Here is a 14,920-nt window from a genome sequence, read left to right as displayed (position 1 = left end):
ATGTGACCTTCGGCCCGATTCTCGTTAAAATCGCCTGGTGAGCATTCACCGCTTGAGCCGTTCGGTGCCCCGTCGTCGCTGGTCACGCGGCTTGCGTTGGGTCGGCCCGGGCGCCGCCGCGCTGCTGGCCGCCGGTGTCCTGCTGGTCGCCCCCAGCGCCGTTCCGCGCGCCGTCCCGTCGGCCGGCGCCGACAACTGCCCGGACGTAGCGCTGACCTTCGCCCGCGGCACCGACGAGCCGGCCGGCCTGGGACACGTCGGGCAGGCGCTCGCCGACGACCTGCGCCAGAACACCGGCAAGAACATCGACGCCTACCCGGTCAACTACAAGGCCAGCTTGCTGCAGTTGCACGGTGGTGACGGCGCCAACGACGCCATCAAGCACATCAAAGACGTGGCCGACAAATGCCCGAACACCCCGCAGGTGCTCGGCGGATACTCGCAGGGCGCGTCGGTGATCGACATCGTCACCGGGGTTCCCATCGGCGGCATCGGCTGGGGCGGTTCGCTGCCGCCCCAGTACGCGAACAACATCGTCGCGGTGACCACCTTCGGTAATCCGGCCGACCGCAGCGGCGGCCCGATCTCGGCGCAGAGCCAGCTGTTCGCCGCCAAGGCCATCGATTTCTGCAACCCCGAGGACCCGATCTGTCACGCGGGTCCCGGCAACCAGTGGAGTGGGCACACCGAGGGCTACGTGCCCGTCTACACCAGCCGGGCGGCCAGTTTCGTTCAGACCAGGCTGTTGTCGGTGCTACCCCCCACCGCGCCGCAAGGGCCCATGGGCGTGCTACCCGGGCCTGGACCATTGCCCGGGCCTGCGCCCAGTCCCGATGGCCAACCACCGGCGAACGTCGTCGTCGATCAGCCCGCGGTATTTCACTAACGGGTTACCCGGCGCGCTGACCGCCGGCCGGCCCACTACTATCGGGCCATGAAGCTGCGCTCGATAAACCCACCGCCACGGTCGGTCTTGGGCAGGTTCGCCGCCGCAGGATTGCTCGCCTCTGCGATGCTGCTTGCGCCCGCGACAACCCCGACCTTGATCTCGACGGCATCGGCCGCCTGCTCGGACGTCGAGGTGGTGTTCGCCCGCGGGCGACAGGAATCGCCCGGCGCCGGCGTCGTCGGCAACGCCTTCGTCAGCGCCCTGCGGTCGAGAGTCAATCGAAACGTCAGTCTCTACGCGGTGCGCTACCCCGCCGACACCGAGGTCGACGTCGGCGCCAACGACATGAGCGGTCACGTCCAGTCCACCATCAACGGCTGCCCGAACACCCGGGTGGTGTTGGGCGGCTACTCGCTGGGCGCGGCGGTCACCGACGTCGTGATGGCGGCTCCCGGCCCGATGTTCGGCTTCACCAATCCGCTGCCGCCGGGTGCCGATCAACACATCGCAGCGATCGCGCTGTTCGGCAACGGCACCCAGTGGGTCGGGCCGATCGCGAATTTCAACCCGGTCTACACCGACCGGACCATCGACTTGTGCCACGGCACCGACCCGATCTGCAATCCGGCCGACCCGCACACCTGGAACCAAAACTGGCCGCAACACTCTGGCAGCCTCTATATCCAGGACGGCATGGTCAATCAGGCCGCCGACTTTGTCGCGGGCAAGCTGCAGTAATCGTTCGCAGCGGCAGGGAGACCGCGAGACATATAAGCCAACCCTGCAGGTTGTATCAGGGACATATTAGCTTTGCTCGCTAATATCCGCTCATAAAATTTGCTCCGATTGACGCCCGATCGCGGCTTTGTGGCAGGTCAAGTGCCGCAAAACGGGTGGCCAGCTTCGCCGGTGGCGCTTTGCTCGCCGCGGGTCTGCTGATCGCCCCGGCACTGGCACCCGTTCCGGCAATGGGGACCATTCCCCGGGGCGTCGGCGGCATGCCCGGACGCCGAAGTGGATTTCGCCCGCGGCCGCGAAGAAGCCCCCGGGGTCGGCGAGGTCGGCCAGGCGTTCATCAACTCGCTGCAATCGAAGGTGCCGCACATGTCGATCGGCGAATACGGGGTGAACTATCCCGCCGACGTCAGTGTCACCAAGGGGTCCAACGACATGAGCGCCCACGTTCAGTCAATGGCGTCGAGCTGCCCGAACACCAAGCGGCGGCTGATGTGGTGGTCGCGATGAACCAACCGGGATTCGGCTACACCGATGTTCTGCCGCCGGCTATGGACCAGCACATCGCTGCCGTCGCCTTGTTCGGCAACGGCACCCAACGTGTGCTCGGTCCGGTCCCCGATTTCAGCCCCGCGTTCGCCGGCAAGACCATCGACCTGTGCGCCGACGGCGACCCGATCTGCACCCCAAGCGTGCACGGTCTGCACTGGAACTCGCATCTGCAGCCGTCGTACATCACTTCCGGGCTGGTGAACCAGGCGGCCAGCTTCGTGGCCGGCAAGCTGTAGCCGGGGGTTAGTCCCGGGTTCGTAGGTCGCGGGTAACCAGAGTCCGCGCCTGCAGTTCGCCGTCCGGCGGGTAGTCCACGCCGATCAGCGTCAAGCCCCGCGCCGGTGCGGCGGCGAAGTCGCTGGAGCGCCGCGTTGCGGTGAGTAGCCCGCGGCACCACGTCGCGGTGCGCCGGTGTTCGCCGACGGCCAGCAGCGCGCCGACCAGCGACCGCACCATCGACCAGCAGAACGCATCGGCGCTGACGTGTGCGGTGATCAGATCACCCTCGCGGGACCAGTCCAGCCGCTGCAGGTCTCGAATCGTGGTAGCGGCCTCGCGGTGACGACAAAACGCGGCGAAGTCGTGCAGTCCCAACAGGTTTCGCGACGCCGTCATCATCGCGTCGACGTCAAGCGGGCGCGGCCAGGCGGTGATATAGCGGGCCTCGTGCGGCTCCACCCCGTAGGCAGCGGTCGAGAGCCGATAGATGTAGTGGCGCCGCAGCGCCGAGAATCGTGCGTCGAAACCCGCAGCCGCGCGGACGATCCGGCGGATCCGAACGTCGGCAGGCAGGAGCCGGCCCAAACGCCGGACCAGCGGCAGGTATTCCGGTTCATTTTGTCGGGGCGAACGAGGATATGCATTGGGCAGCGCATCGAGCGGAACGTCGATATGGGCGACCTGACCGATGGCATGCACGCCGGTGTCGGTGCGCCCGGCCGCCCGCAACCGCACCGGGGTCCGAAACACCGTCGAAAGCGCTTCCTCGAGAATGCCCGCAACCGTGCGCTGACCTGACTGCGTTGCCCATCCGGCGAAATCCGTTCCGTCATAGGCGATATCGAGCCGAAGACGAACGCACCCGCCATCGGCGTCGATGGCGGGCACGTCGTTCAACGGCAAGTTGCTAGGACTTGTCAGCGTCCTCGGCTTTCGTCTCAGCGGCCTCGGGCTCATGGGCCTCCGCCTCGGCTTCCGGCTCAGGCGTCGTGGCCCCGGTCTGGGCGGCAACTTCGGTGGTCTCGGCCTCGGCCGCCGCCTCCTCCGCCTCCGCCTCTACTGCGGCCGCCTCCGGCTCGGCCTCGGGCGCTGCCTTCGGAGCAGCCTTCGAAGCGCCGACCCGACGCGCACGTTCGGCTTCCGAGGTGACCGTCTTCTCCTGCACCAGCTCGATCACCGCCATCGGGGCGTTATCGCCCTTGCGTGCCTCGACCTTGATGATGCGGGTGTAGCCGCCGTTGCGGTCGGCGAAGAACGGCCCGATCTCGGCGAACAGGTTGTGCACCACGTCCTTGTCGCGGATCTTCTTGAGCACCTCACGCCGGTTGTGCAGCGTGCCCTTCTTGGCGTGGGTGATCAGCTTCTCCGCGTAGGGCCGCAATGCCCGAGCCTTGGTCTCGGTGGTCTTGATCCGACCGTGCTCGAACAGCGCCGTCGCCAGGTTGGCCAGAATCGCCTTCTGGTGCGAAGACGACCCGCCGAGGCGAGGACCCTTGGTGGGCTTGGGCATTGCTGACGCTCCTGTCTAGATTCTCAATCCAACTGTCCGGCTCCTCAGCGGGCCGTTGACGGCCCGCATCGTCACCGGACGGCTTTAGAGCTGTTCGGTTTCCGCATAGTCCTGGTCGTCGTAAGCACCCTCGCTCGACCAGGTGCCGGTGGCAACGTCGTAGCCGGCGACCTCCGACGGGTCGAAGCTGGCGGGGCTGTCCTTAAGCGACAGACCCAGCTGGTGCAGCTTGACCTTCACCTCATCGATGGACTTCTGGCCGAAGTTGCGGATGTCGAGCAGGTCGGACTCGGTGCGCGAGACCAGCTCGCCGACGGTATGCACGCCCTCGCGCTTGAGGCAGTTGTACGAGCGCACGGTCAGATCCAGGTCGTCGATCGGCAGCGCGAACGACGCGATGTGATCGGCCTCGGCCGGCGACGGCCCGATCTCGATACCCTCGGCCTCGACGTTGAGTTCGCGTGCCAGACCGAACAACTCGACCAGCGTCTTACCGGCCGACGCCAACGCGTCACGTGGGCCGATCGAGCTCTTGGTCTCGACGTCGAGGATCAGCTTGTCGAAGTCGGTGCGCTGCTCGACACGGGTGGCGTCGACCTTGTAGGTCACCTTGAGCACCGGCGAGTAGATGGAATCGACGGGGATACGGCCGATTTCGGCTCCCGACGCCTTGTTCTGCACGGCCGGGACGTAGCCGCGGCCACGCTCGACGACCAGCTCGATCTCGAGCTTGCCCTTGTCGTTCAGCGTCGCAATGTGCATCTCGGGGTTGTGCACGGTCACACCGGTCGGCGGCACGATGTCACCGGCGGTGACCTCGCCCGGGCCCTGCTTGCGCAGATACATCGTCACCGGCTCGTCTTCCTCCGAGGACACCACCAGGCTCTTAAGGTTCAAGATGATGTCGGTGACGTCTTCCTTCACGCCTGGCACGGTGGTGAACTCGTGCAGCACACCGTCGATACGGATGCTGGTGACGGCCGCGCCGGGAATCGACGACAGCAGCGTCCGACGCAGCGAATTACCAAGCGTGTAGCCGAATCCCGGCTCCAGCGGCTCGATGACGAACTGCGAACGGTTGTCGTTGATGAGCTCTTCGGACAGGGTGGGTCGCTGTGAGATCAGCATGGTATTTCTTCTTCTCCTTCTCGGCACCCGCTATTTGATGCCGCTAAGACCTGCACTGGGTTCAGTGCAGGGGGTCTTACTTCGAGTAGTACTCGACGATCAGCTGCTCGGTGAGCGGCACGTCGATCTGGGCACGCTCGGGCAGTTGGTGGACCAGGATGCGCTGACGCTCGCCGACCACCTGCAACCAGCTGGGGATCGGACGGTCACCGGCGGTCTCCCGTGCGATCTGGAACGGCACCGTGTTGAGCGACGAGTCCCGCACATCGATGATGTCGTACTGCGACACCCGGTAGCTGGGGACGTTGACGTGCACGCCGTTGACCGTGAAGTGGCCGTGGCTGACCAGCTGGCGGGCCATCCGGCGGGTGCGAGCTATCCCGGCGCGGTAGACCACATTGTCCAGCCGGCTCTCCAGGATCTGCAGCAGTCTCTCACCGGTCTTGCCGGTGTGACGAGTGGCCTCTTCGTAGTAGCGGCGGAACTGCTTTTCCATGACGCCGTAGGTGAAGCGGGCCTTCTGCTTCTCCTGCATCTGCAGCAGGTACTCGCTCTCCTTGATCCGCGCGCGGCCGTGCTGGCCGGGCGGGTAGGGACGCTTCTCGAACGCCTGGTCGCCGCCGATGAGGTCGGTGCGCAGCCGGCGTGATTTCCGGGTGATGGGTCCGGTGTAACGAGCCATTGTCTGTCTCTTCCTCCTGGGCCGACTAGACTCTCCGCCGCTTGGGCGGACGGCAGCCGTTGTGCGGCTGGGGGGTGACGTCAGAGATCGCGCCGACCTCCAGGCCTGCGGCCTGCAGCGATCGGATCGCGGTCTCCCGGCCCGAGCCCGGGCCCTTCACGAACACGTCGACCTTCTTCACGCCGTGCTCCTGCGCCTTGCGGGCGGCGTTCTCGGCGGCCAGCTGGGCGGCGAACGGCGTCGACTTGCGCGAGCCCTTGAAGCCGACGTGGCCCGACGACGCCCAGGCGATGACGTTGCCCTGTAGGTCGGTGATCGTCACGATCGTGTTGTTGAACGTGCTCTTGATGTGGGCGGCGCCGTGCGGGATGTTTTTCTTTTCCCGCCGCCGGGTCTTCTGACCCTTCTTGGGGGCGGCGGCGCCTGCCTTCTTGGCTGGGGGCATGACTTACTTCGCCTTCTTCTTGCCTGCGATGGTGCGCTTGGGGCCCTTGCGGGTACGCGCGTTGGTCTTGGTGCGCTGGCCACGCACCGGCATGCCGCGGCGGTGCCGTAACCCCTGGTAGCAGCCGATCTCAATCTTGCGGCGGATGTCGGCCTGCACCTCGCGGCGCAGGTCACCCTCGATCTTCAGATTGGCTTCGATGTAGTCGCGCAAGTGGGTCACCTGGTCGTCGGTGAGGTCCTTGGTGCGCAGGTCTTTGTCGATACCGGTGGCGGCCAAAATCTCGTTCGACCGGGTACGGCCAACGCCGTAGATGTAGGTCAACGCGACCTCCATGCGCTTGTCGCGCGGGAGGTCAACGCCCACAACTCGAGCCATGAGTGGCGTTCCTTCTGTTCGCGGAGGTCTGATCCCAGTCCGTTCCCGGCTGACTGCTCCGGGGTCCGGCCTCCGTTCCGGACGTCGATGAACGGCCTATCCGTTCACTGGTGCTGGGAGGTCTGCATTCAGTTGTGTGCGCGCGTGTGGCTGCTAGCCCTGGCGCTGCTTGTGGCGCGGATCAGAGCAGATCACCATGACCCGCCCATGCCGACGGATCACCCTGCATTTGTCGCAGATCGGCTTGACGCTCGGGTTCACCTTCACGGCTGTTTCGATCCTGTTCTATCTACTTGTTGGTTGTTTCGTTCGGGCTTTACTTGTAGCGGTACACAATGCGGCCGCGGGACAGGTCGTAGGGAGACAACTCCACCACCACCCGGTCCTCGGGCAGGATGCGGATGTAGTGCTGCCGCATCTTGCCGCTGATGTGGGCAAGCACCTTGTGGCCGTTCTCCAGCTCAATGCGGAACATCGCATTGGGCAGGGGCTCGACCACGCGGCCCTCGACCTCTATGGCGCCGTCCTTCTTGGCCATAACTTTTCAGAAATCCTCGTCTTTGGTTTCGTTGCTTCTACGCCCGGATCAGCGCAGCATTGGCTGGCTTAACAACGTGAGCCGGTGACAGGAAATTCCTAGGACTGGGCACGCAAGAAACCAGCGCGATGACGCACCGTTGCTCCACGATACCCGCTCATTCCGGCTGACCAAAATCGCTCTGAGCGGAATCGGACCGGCCGACCTGGACCCACGCACCCGCCCTGACAAGCGCATACTTAACGCCAATGACCAATCCCGCAAACCCCGCAAGTTCCGACCCCCAGACCCGCAAACCGGTGATCTTGACCGTCGACGACGATCCCGCGGTATCCCGGGCCGTCGCCAGGGACCTGCGTCGCCACTACGGCGAGGCCCACCGGATCGTACGGGCGGAGTCGGGCCCGGATGCGCTGGAAACCCTCAAGCAGCTCAAACTGCGTGGTGAGACGGTCGCAACGCTCGTCGCCGACTACCGGATGCCGCAGATGACCGGTATCGAATTCCTCGAGCACGCGATGGACCTGTACCCGTCGGCGCGACGGGTGCTGCTCACCGCTTATGCCGACACCCACGCCGCGATCGACGCCATCAACGTCGTCGACCTCGACCACTACCTGCTCAAGCCATGGGATCCGCCCGAGGAAAAGCTCTACCCCGTGATCGACGCCCTGCTGGACGCCTGGAAGCGGGCGCCGGCTCACGCCATCCCGCACACCAAGGTGATCGGGCACCGCTGGTCGGCGCGATCCTGGCAGGTTCGCGACTTCCTGGCCCGCAACGGGCTCTACTACAACTGGTTCATGGCCGATGAGCCCGAGGGCGAACAGCTGTTGCGGGCCGCCGGCAAGGACGGTCTGCGGCTACCGGTCGTCGTCACCGAACGCGGCGACACCCTGATCGAACCCAGCGACGCCGAACTGGCCGACACGTTAGGCCTCACCACCACGCCGTCGCAGGAGTTCTACGACCTGATCGTGGTGGGCGGCGGACCTGCGGGCCTGGCCGCCGCTGTCTACGGCGCCTCGGAAGGGTTGCGCACGGTGCTGATCGAACGGACCGCGACGGGCGGCCAGGCCGGCCAGAGCTCGCGGATCGAGAACTACCTGGGCTTCCCGGACGGGGTGTCCGGTGGCCAGTTGGCCGATCGGGCGCGCAGGCAGGCGGAGAAGTTCGGCGCCGAACTGATCACCGCCCGCGCGGCCACCGCCTTGGAGGTCAACGGGTCCAAGCGCACCATCCGCTTCGCCGACGGCGGCTCCATCGACGCACACGCCGTCATCCTGGCCACCGGCGTCGCCTACCGTCAGCTGGCGGCGACCGGCTGCGACGAGCTGACCGGCCGCGGCATCTATTACGGGGCCGCGGTTTCCGTCGCGTCGGACTGCAAGGACGAAGAGGTCTACGTGGTCGGCGGGGCCAATTCGGCCGGCCAGGCCGCGATGTATCTGTCCCGCCAGGCGAAATCGGTGACCATCGTCGTGCGTGGCCCGTCGTTGGAGGCGTCGATGTCGTACTACCTGATCCAGCAGATCGAGCAGAACCCCAAGATCAACGTGCGCACCTGTACCGAAGTTCATTGCGCCACCGGAGACGATCACCTGGAGAAGCTGACCCTGGTCGACAATCGGACCGGCGGTACCGAGGATGTCACCTGCGGCCGAATGTTCATCTTCATCGGAGCCGCACCGCGCACCGACTGGCTGGACGGCGTGGTCGCGCGCGACGACCGCGGCTTCATCCTCACCGGGCCGGACCTGCGCAACGTCTGCGGATGGACGCTGGACCGTCCACCACACCACCTGGAAACAAGCGTGCCGGGCGTGTTCGTGGCCGGCGATGTGCGCGCCGACTCCGCCAAACGGGTCGCGGCCGCGGTGGGAGAAGGATCGATGGCCGTGATGTTGGTTCACCGTTACTTGGCGGAGTCATGACCGCACCCCCATGTGACGCCGACGAGCTGCGCACCCTGTTCTTGTTCGAGGCGCTCTCCGACGAGCAGCTCGATACGTTGTGCGCCAACGGCCACATCGAGCACTACGAATCGGGACCGATCATTGTTGAGGGTGAGCCGGCGACCTGTTTCTACGTTCTGATCGAAGGCGAGCTGGCGATGTCGAAGCTCTCCGGCGGCCAGGCCATCGAGACGAACCGGACATCACAGCGCGGCGTCTATTGCGGTGCGTGGCGGGCGTTCACCGGCGGGAAGCAAAAGCTGTACGACGCGTCGGTGCACGTGACCAAGCCGTCGCGGTTCTTCGTGATGGACGCCCCGGTGTTCGCCACGTTCATGAAGGACCAATTTCCGATGGCCGTTCACCTGCTCGACGGGATTGCGGTGGGCACCGACCGGACCCGCAGGATCATCGACAACCGGGAGAAGCTGCTCGCGCTAGGCCGGTTGTCGGCCGGGCTGACCCATCAGCTGAACAATCCCGCCGCGGCCATCGCACGGGCCGCCGACGAGCTGCGCGGCCGGATCGCCCGCATGCGCGGGAAACTGGTGATGCTCGCCGACGGCACCGTCAGCGCTGAAACGCTGAACGCATTGGTGCGGCTGCAGGAGGCGGTCGCCGAGCAGGTCGCCAAATCGGCGTCGCAGCACCTGACCGCGCTCGAATCCGCCGACCGCGAGGACGCTATCGGCGAGTGGCTGGAGGACCACGACGTCGACGGCGGGTGGGACATCGCACCGACACTCGTCGAAGGCGGCGTCGACACCGACTGGCTGGAGCGGATTGCCGCAACCGCCGAGGAATTGGATGCTTCGGCCTCGTTGGAGGAGGCGGTCCGCTGGATCAGCTACACCATCGAAAGCGAGCTTCTGATGAATCAGATTTCGGAAGCGAGCAAGCGGATTTCGGCGTTGGTCGCCGACGCCAAGCAATATTCCCGGATGGACCGGGCCCTGTTCGACGTGGCCAATGTGCACGAACTGCTGCGCAGCACGCTGGTGATGTTCGCCGACCGATTGGGCAAAGACGGCGGCAAGCACACCGGCGCGATCACAGTGGTCAAGGAATTCGACCAATCGCTTCCCGAAATCCCTTGCTTTCCAGGCGATCTCAACCAGGTCTGGACCAACATCATCGACAACGCGCTGGCGGCGATGCGCGAGAAGGGCGGCACACTGACCGTCCGCACTGGTAGGGAAGGCGAGAAGCTGGCCCGCATCGAGATCTGCGACACCGGGCCCGGTATCCCCGACGAGGCGCGCGAGCACATCTTCGAGCCCTTCTTCACCACCAAACCGGTCGGCGAGGGCACCGGCCTCGGGCTGGATTTGGCGTGGAACATCGTCGTGAAGAAACATCGCGGGGATTTGCGCGTGGAGTCTGTCCCTGGCAATACCCGCTTCATCGTGTTGCTGCCCCTGGAAAAACCGCGCGTCGAGGATTTGGCGGATCCCGACCTGGACGCAGAACTGGCGGAATAGCGGCATCACGGCACAGGTTGGAGACACCATGACTGATGCAGCGAGTAAACCCAATCTTGGTCGGTTCGGATCGTTCGGCCGCGGCGTCACCCCGCAGCAGGCCAGAGAAATCGAGGCCCTCGGCTATGGGGCCGTCTGGGTAGGCGGCTCACCACCGGCCGAGCTGGAATGGGTGGAGCCCATCCTCAAAGCCACCACCACGCTGCAGGTGGCCACCGGCATCGTCAACATCTGGTCGGCGGCGGCTAAGCCGGTCGCCGAGTCTTTTCACCGCATCGACAAGGCCTACCCCGGCCGCTTCGTGCTGGGTATCGGCGTGGGGCATCCCGAAGCGATTACCGAATACCGCAAGCCCTACGACGCGCTGGTCGACTATCTCGACCAACTCGACGACTACGGCGTGCCCGCCAACCGTCGGGTGGTTGCCGCGCTGGGTCCGCGGGTGCTGAAGCTTTCGGCGCAGCGCAGCGCCGGAGCGCATCCCTACCTGACCACGCCGGAGCACACCGCGCACGCCCGAGAACTCATCGGCCGGTCGGCCTTCCTGGCACCCGAGCACAAGGTGGTGCTGACCACCGATGCGGAAAAGGCTCGCTCGGTTGGCCGTAAGGCACTCGACATTTATTTCAACCTGGCCAATTACCGCAACAGCTGGAAACGGCTGGGGTTCTCCGAGGACGAAGTCAGTCGGCCCGGCAGTGACCGCCTCGTCGATGCCGTAGTCGCCTACGGCACAACCGACGCGATCGCCGCGCGCCTGAACGAACACCTCGACGCGGGCGCCGACCACGTGGCCGTTCAGGTGCTGACGAAGGATGAGAACCTGGTTTCGGCGCTGGCCGAATTGGCGGGGCCGCTTGGCCTCAATCAGTCTTGAGGAAGCAGAGGGGGACCTGATGGCCGAGGCAGTATCACTGAAACCTGATCTGGGCCGGTTCGGCGTGTGGCTGGCTTTCCGCTCGATCAAACCCGAGCTGGCCGAGCGGATCGAATCGCTTGGCTATGGCGCCGCCTGGATCGGCGGATCTCCGGAAGCCGACCTGGCCTGGGTGGAACCGGCTCTGGAGCAGACCAATTCGCTGCAGCTGGCCACCGGCATCGTCAATATCTGGTCCGCGCCGGCGCCGGCGGTCGCCCAGTCCTACAAGCGCATCGAAAGCGCTTATCCCGGAAGGTTCTTGCTCGGCATCGGGGTGGGGCATCGCGAGCACACGGAGGAATACGTCAAGCCCTACGACGCACTGGTCGGTTACCTGGACGAACTCGATGCCGCGGTGGTGCCGACCAGCCGTCGGGTTCTCGCGGCGCTTGGCCCCCGGGTGCTGGAGCTGGCGGCGGAGCGCAGCGCCGGAGCGCATCCGTACCTGACCACGCCAGAGCACACGGCCAAAGCGCGCGAACGGGTGGGCAGATCGGTGTTCTTAGCGCCGGAGCACAAGGTCGTGCTCACCACCGACGCCGACGAGGCCCGCCGGATTGGCCGCGAGACCGTCGACCACTACCTGGGCCTGAGCAACTACGTGAACAACTGGCTGCGGCTGGGGTTCAGCGAAGACGACGTGCGCAAGCCCGGCAGCGACCGGCTGATCGACGCGGTGGTGGCCTACGGCACCCCCGAAGCCATCGTGCAGCGTCTCAACGAGCATCTCGAGGCCGGCGCCGATCACGTGGCGATCCAAGTCCTGGGCGGCTGGACCGACGAGACGCTGCTGCCCGCACTGAGCGAACTGGCCGGGCCATTGGGGCTGACGCCCGCGAGCTGATCACGCCGCTTAGCTAAGGTTCCACCATGCGGCTGCTGGTTACCGGCGGCGCCGGTTTCATCGGTGCCAACTTCGTGCTTGCCACGGTGCGCGAGCACCCGGAAGATGCGGTGACGGTGCTGGACGCCATGACCTATGCCGGCAGCCGCGAATCGCTGACTCCCGTGGAGGGTGACATCAGGCTGGTGCAGGGTGATATCACCGACGCCGAGCTGGTTTCCCAACTGGTCGCCGAGTGCGATGCGGTGGTCCATTTCGCGGCCGAAACCCATGTCGACAACGCGTTGGCCGACCCGGCGCCGTTCCTGCGGGCCAACGTGATCGGGACGTTCACCGTGTTAGAGGCGGTACGTCGGCACGGGGTGCGGCTGCATCATGTGTCCACCGATGAGGTTTATGGGGATCTGGCGCTTAATGATGCGCAGCGGTTCACCGAGTCCACGCCCTACAACCCGTCGAGTCCGTACTCGTCGACCAAGGCGGCCTCCGACATGCTGGTGCGGGCCTGGGTGCGCTCCTATGGTGTGCGGGCGACGATTTCGAACTGCTCGAACAACTATGGGCCCTATCAGCATGTGGAGAAGTTCATTCCGCGCCAGATCACCAATGTGTTGACCGGGCGGCGGCCCAAGCTGTACGGCAAAGGGGCCAATGTCCGGGATTGGATCCATGTCGATGACCACAACGATGCGGTCCGGTGCATCCTTGAGGGCGGTCAAGTCGGCCGAACCTATTTGATCGGCGCCGAGGGCGAGCGTGACAACCTGTCGGTGTTGCAGACGCTGCTCGAGCTGATGGGCCGCGATCGCGACGACTTCGACTATGTCGTCGACCGGGCTGGCCACGACCTGCGGTATGCCATCGATCCAACCCCGCTTTGCACCGAATTAGGCTGGGCGCCCAAGCACATCGATTTCACCGAGGGTCTACGCGCCACCATCGACTGGTATCGGGACAACGAATCCTGGTGGGGCCCGCTGAAAGCGGCCGTCGAAGCCCGCTACACCCAGCGGGGTCAATAACATGCAGATCCGCCAACTCGACATCGCCGGCGCGTGGGAGATCACCCCGCAGCTGCATGCCGATGCGCGTGGACTGTTCTTCGAGTGGCTGACCGATCGAGGGTTCACCAGCTTCGCCGGTCACCGGCTCGATGTCCGGCAGGCCAACTGTTCGGTATCGGCGGCCGGTGTGCTGCGCGGCCTGCACTTCGCCCAGCTGCCACCCAGCCAGGCCAAATATGTGACCTGCCTTTCCGGGTCGGTGTTCGACGTCGTCGTCGACATCCGGTTGGGGTCGCCGACTTTCGGACACTGGGACTCGGTGCTGCTCGACGACCGTGACCGCAGATCGGTGTACCTCTCCGAAGGTCTGGCGCATGGCTTCGTTGCACTACAAGACAATTCGACGGTGATGTACCTGTGCTCAGCCGAATACAACCCGCAACGCGAACACACCATCGCCGCCACCGACCCAGCCCTGGCCATCGACTGGCCAACCAAGCACAGATTGGTGTTATCCGACCGCGACGCCGCCGCACCCACTTTGGACGAGGTCCGCGCCGCGGGTCTGCTGCCGAGGTGGGACGAGACCCGTACCTTTATTCGCGGTTTCTCTGGAGACGAATCGGGATGACGAAGCCGGGTGCTCTCCTGGTCGCAGTGATCGTTTGGGCAGCAACGCTGATCGCATGCTCCAGTAAGAGTGCCGAGCCGACCTCTCAGCCCGTCCGGAGTTCGGCGTCGACGACGTCGACCGTGCAAACGACACCTGCAGGCCGCACCTCACAAGCAGAGCTAACGCTGAACGGCCACACCCACGCGATTTCCGGGCCAGTCAACTGCATCGCCCAAGCAGCCAACCCGAGTGCGACACCACCGTTGGGCAACTTCGCAATCAGCGCTAGTGACGCCACCGCCTCGTTCGCCATGTCGTGGTTGTCGAACGCCGCATCGCCGCTCATGGCCCTGACTTTCAGCTACAAGCTTGATAGCGGCGAGTACAGCATGCCCTACAACCCCCAGCCACCCAATGTGGAAGCGACGGCGCAGGGCAACAGCTACACGGTCAAAGGGACGCCCCCGGTGCTGGCGCCGGGTGAGAGCACGCTGACTAAGAATTTGCCGGTCGAGCTACACGTCACCTGCCCATGACCAAGCCTCCTGCCGCGCAGGTCCATGCGCTGCACTGAACTGCACCGATCGGTTTGATTTCGGCTTTCGCGGGTATTCGAGACCGAAGCACGACAGTGAGACCCCGTGCGGCACAGAGGAGGTCATCATGCTTCACCAATTGATGCTGGCCGCGTACAGCCAGCCGGAGGCCGCAGGATTTATTCTGCGCGGCATCAAAGGCATTTTCGTCGCCATCGGCAGCGTTATCGCGGCGATTATTTGCGCAGTAATTGCTGGGATGAAGGGCCGCAACCCATTTGGTTGGGGCATCCTCGGACTGATCTTCAGCATCTTCAGACTGATCGTGGTGACTGTGATCCCGTCCAAGAAGTAGGTCCGTGCGTCTAGACGGTATGAGGGGCTGGGGCCTCGCTCACATGTGAACGTGGGTTGCCGTCAGGAATGTGGTCCTGGCCGGTAGAGCCACAAGATGTGGGAGGCCCCAGTGAGAAATTATCGTACGAGTGTCGG

19 protein-coding genes and 1 pseudogene are annotated in these 14,920 nt (G+C 65.0%); 11 read left to right on the top strand and 9 right to left on the bottom strand.

The window, feature by feature from the left end:
* Positions 1-121: 121 nt before the first annotated feature.
* From ACLQI9_RS28125 to ACLQI9_RS28115, 3 genes and pseudogenes are all read left to right on the top strand, one after another.
* Positions 122-886: a cutinase family protein gene (locus tag ACLQI9_RS28125; protein WP_442376705.1), complete on the top strand. Its 765-nt coding sequence runs from the start codon at positions 122-124 to the stop codon at positions 884-886.
* A gap of 48 nt (positions 887-934) precedes the next feature.
* Positions 935-1,627 carry a cutinase family protein gene (locus ACLQI9_RS28120; RefSeq protein ID WP_442376683.1) on the top strand — a complete coding sequence of 231 codons (693 nt, stop codon included), beginning with the start codon at positions 935-937 and terminating at the stop codon, positions 1,625-1,627.
* Between the two features lie 230 nt (positions 1,628-1,857).
* Positions 1,858-2,412 (top strand): annotated as a pseudogene (locus ACLQI9_RS28115) (cutinase family protein).
* Between the two features lie 7 nt (positions 2,413-2,419).
* On the opposite strand, the gene truA reads toward ACLQI9_RS28115, so the two are convergent.
* From truA to infA, 8 genes are all read right to left on the bottom strand, one after another.
* Positions 2,420-3,292 (bottom strand): tRNA pseudouridine(38-40) synthase TruA, encoded by an 873-nt coding sequence (truA, locus tag ACLQI9_RS28110; protein WP_442392464.1) that lies wholly within the window; start codon positions 3,290-3,292, stop codon positions 2,420-2,422.
* A 10-nt stretch (positions 3,293-3,302) separates the two neighbouring features.
* Positions 3,303-3,905: a 50S ribosomal protein L17 gene (gene rplQ / locus ACLQI9_RS28105; protein ID WP_442376687.1), complete on the bottom strand. Its 603-nt coding sequence runs from the start codon at positions 3,903-3,905 to the stop codon at positions 3,303-3,305.
* Between the two features lie 84 nt (positions 3,906-3,989).
* The gene (locus ACLQI9_RS28100) at positions 3,990-5,033 is read right to left on the bottom strand and encodes a DNA-directed RNA polymerase subunit alpha (protein ID WP_442376689.1); all 1,044 of its coding nucleotides are present in this window, start codon (positions 5,031-5,033) and stop codon (positions 3,990-3,992) included.
* 76 nt (positions 5,034-5,109) lie between these two features.
* Positions 5,110-5,715, bottom strand: coding sequence for a 30S ribosomal protein S4 (gene rpsD / locus ACLQI9_RS28095; protein WP_442376691.1), 606 nt, complete (start codon positions 5,713-5,715; stop codon positions 5,110-5,112).
* A 25-nt stretch (positions 5,716-5,740) separates the two neighbouring features.
* The gene (gene rpsK, locus ACLQI9_RS28090; protein WP_442376693.1) at positions 5,741-6,160 is read right to left on the bottom strand and encodes a 30S ribosomal protein S11; all 420 of its coding nucleotides are present in this window, start codon (positions 6,158-6,160) and stop codon (positions 5,741-5,743) included.
* Positions 6,161-6,163: 3 nt separating this feature from the next.
* Positions 6,164-6,538, bottom strand: a complete 375-nt coding sequence (gene rpsM / locus ACLQI9_RS28085) for a 30S ribosomal protein S13 (RefSeq protein ID WP_442376695.1) — start codon at positions 6,536-6,538, stop codon at positions 6,164-6,166.
* A 153-nt stretch (positions 6,539-6,691) separates the two neighbouring features.
* A complete protein-coding gene (gene rpmJ / locus ACLQI9_RS28080) occupies positions 6,692-6,805 on the bottom strand; it encodes a 50S ribosomal protein L36 (protein WP_003879483.1) in 114 nt (37 codons plus the stop codon).
* Between the two features lie 49 nt (positions 6,806-6,854).
* Positions 6,855-7,076 (bottom strand): translation initiation factor IF-1, encoded by a 222-nt coding sequence (infA, locus tag ACLQI9_RS28075; RefSeq protein ID WP_003418601.1) that lies wholly within the window; start codon positions 7,074-7,076, stop codon positions 6,855-6,857.
* A 248-nt stretch (positions 7,077-7,324) separates the two neighbouring features.
* On the opposite strand from infA, the gene ACLQI9_RS28070 reads away from it, so the two are divergent.
* Genes ACLQI9_RS28070 through rfbC form a run of 6 tightly spaced genes read left to right on the top strand, consistent with a single transcriptional unit; the run spans position 7,325 to position 13,910 of the window.
* Positions 7,325-9,010: an FAD-dependent oxidoreductase gene (locus ACLQI9_RS28070; RefSeq protein ID WP_442382426.1), complete on the top strand. Its 1,686-nt coding sequence runs from the start codon at positions 7,325-7,327 to the stop codon at positions 9,008-9,010.
* Complete coding sequence (locus ACLQI9_RS28065) at positions 9,007-10,512, top strand: ATP-binding protein (RefSeq protein ID WP_442382427.1); 1,506 nt, start codon at positions 9,007-9,009, stop codon at positions 10,510-10,512. The genes ACLQI9_RS28070 and ACLQI9_RS28065 overlap by 4 nt, the downstream gene beginning before the upstream one ends.
* Before the next feature lie 28 nt (positions 10,513-10,540).
* Positions 10,541-11,389: an LLM class F420-dependent oxidoreductase gene (locus ACLQI9_RS28060; RefSeq protein ID WP_442382428.1), complete on the top strand. Its 849-nt coding sequence runs from the start codon at positions 10,541-10,543 to the stop codon at positions 11,387-11,389.
* 19 nt (positions 11,390-11,408) lie between these two features.
* Positions 11,409-12,275 carry an LLM class F420-dependent oxidoreductase gene (locus ACLQI9_RS28055; protein WP_442382429.1) on the top strand — a complete coding sequence of 289 codons (867 nt, stop codon included), beginning with the start codon at positions 11,409-11,411 and terminating at the stop codon, positions 12,273-12,275.
* Between the two features lie 26 nt (positions 12,276-12,301).
* Positions 12,302-13,297, top strand: coding sequence for a dTDP-glucose 4,6-dehydratase (rfbB, locus tag ACLQI9_RS28050; RefSeq protein ID WP_442382430.1), 996 nt, complete (start codon positions 12,302-12,304; stop codon positions 13,295-13,297).
* A 1-nt stretch (position 13,298) separates the two neighbouring features.
* Positions 13,299-13,910 carry a dTDP-4-dehydrorhamnose 3,5-epimerase gene (gene rfbC / locus ACLQI9_RS28045; RefSeq protein WP_442382431.1) on the top strand — a complete coding sequence of 204 codons (612 nt, stop codon included), beginning with the start codon at positions 13,299-13,301 and terminating at the stop codon, positions 13,908-13,910.
* Positions 13,911-13,995: 85 nt separating this feature from the next.
* On the opposite strand, the gene ACLQI9_RS28040 is transcribed toward rfbC, so the two are convergent.
* Entirely contained in the window at positions 13,996-14,238 is a 243-nt protein-coding gene (locus ACLQI9_RS28040) for a hypothetical protein (protein ID WP_442382432.1), read from the bottom strand.
* Between ACLQI9_RS28040 and ACLQI9_RS28035 the strand changes: the two genes are divergently transcribed.
* Both ACLQI9_RS28035 and ACLQI9_RS28030 read left to right on the top strand, forming a co-directional pair.
* On the top strand, positions 14,237-14,428 hold the full coding sequence (locus ACLQI9_RS28035; protein WP_442382433.1) for a hypothetical protein: 192 nt from the start codon (positions 14,237-14,239) through the stop codon (positions 14,426-14,428). The genes ACLQI9_RS28040 and ACLQI9_RS28035 overlap by 2 nt on opposite strands.
* A 127-nt stretch (positions 14,429-14,555) precedes the next feature.
* Complete coding sequence (locus ACLQI9_RS28030) at positions 14,556-14,783, top strand: deoxyribodipyrimidine photolyase (RefSeq protein ID WP_442392463.1); 228 nt, start codon at positions 14,556-14,558, stop codon at positions 14,781-14,783.
* The last annotated feature ends 137 nt before the right edge of the window (positions 14,784-14,920 follow it).

Source organism: Mycobacterium sp. (assembly GCF_052143115.1).
Classification (GTDB): domain Bacteria; phylum Actinomycetota; class Actinomycetes; order Mycobacteriales; family Mycobacteriaceae; genus Mycobacterium.
The sequence above is the reverse complement of the archived record's forward strand: the minus strand, read 5'-3'. Positions and strand labels throughout refer to the sequence as shown.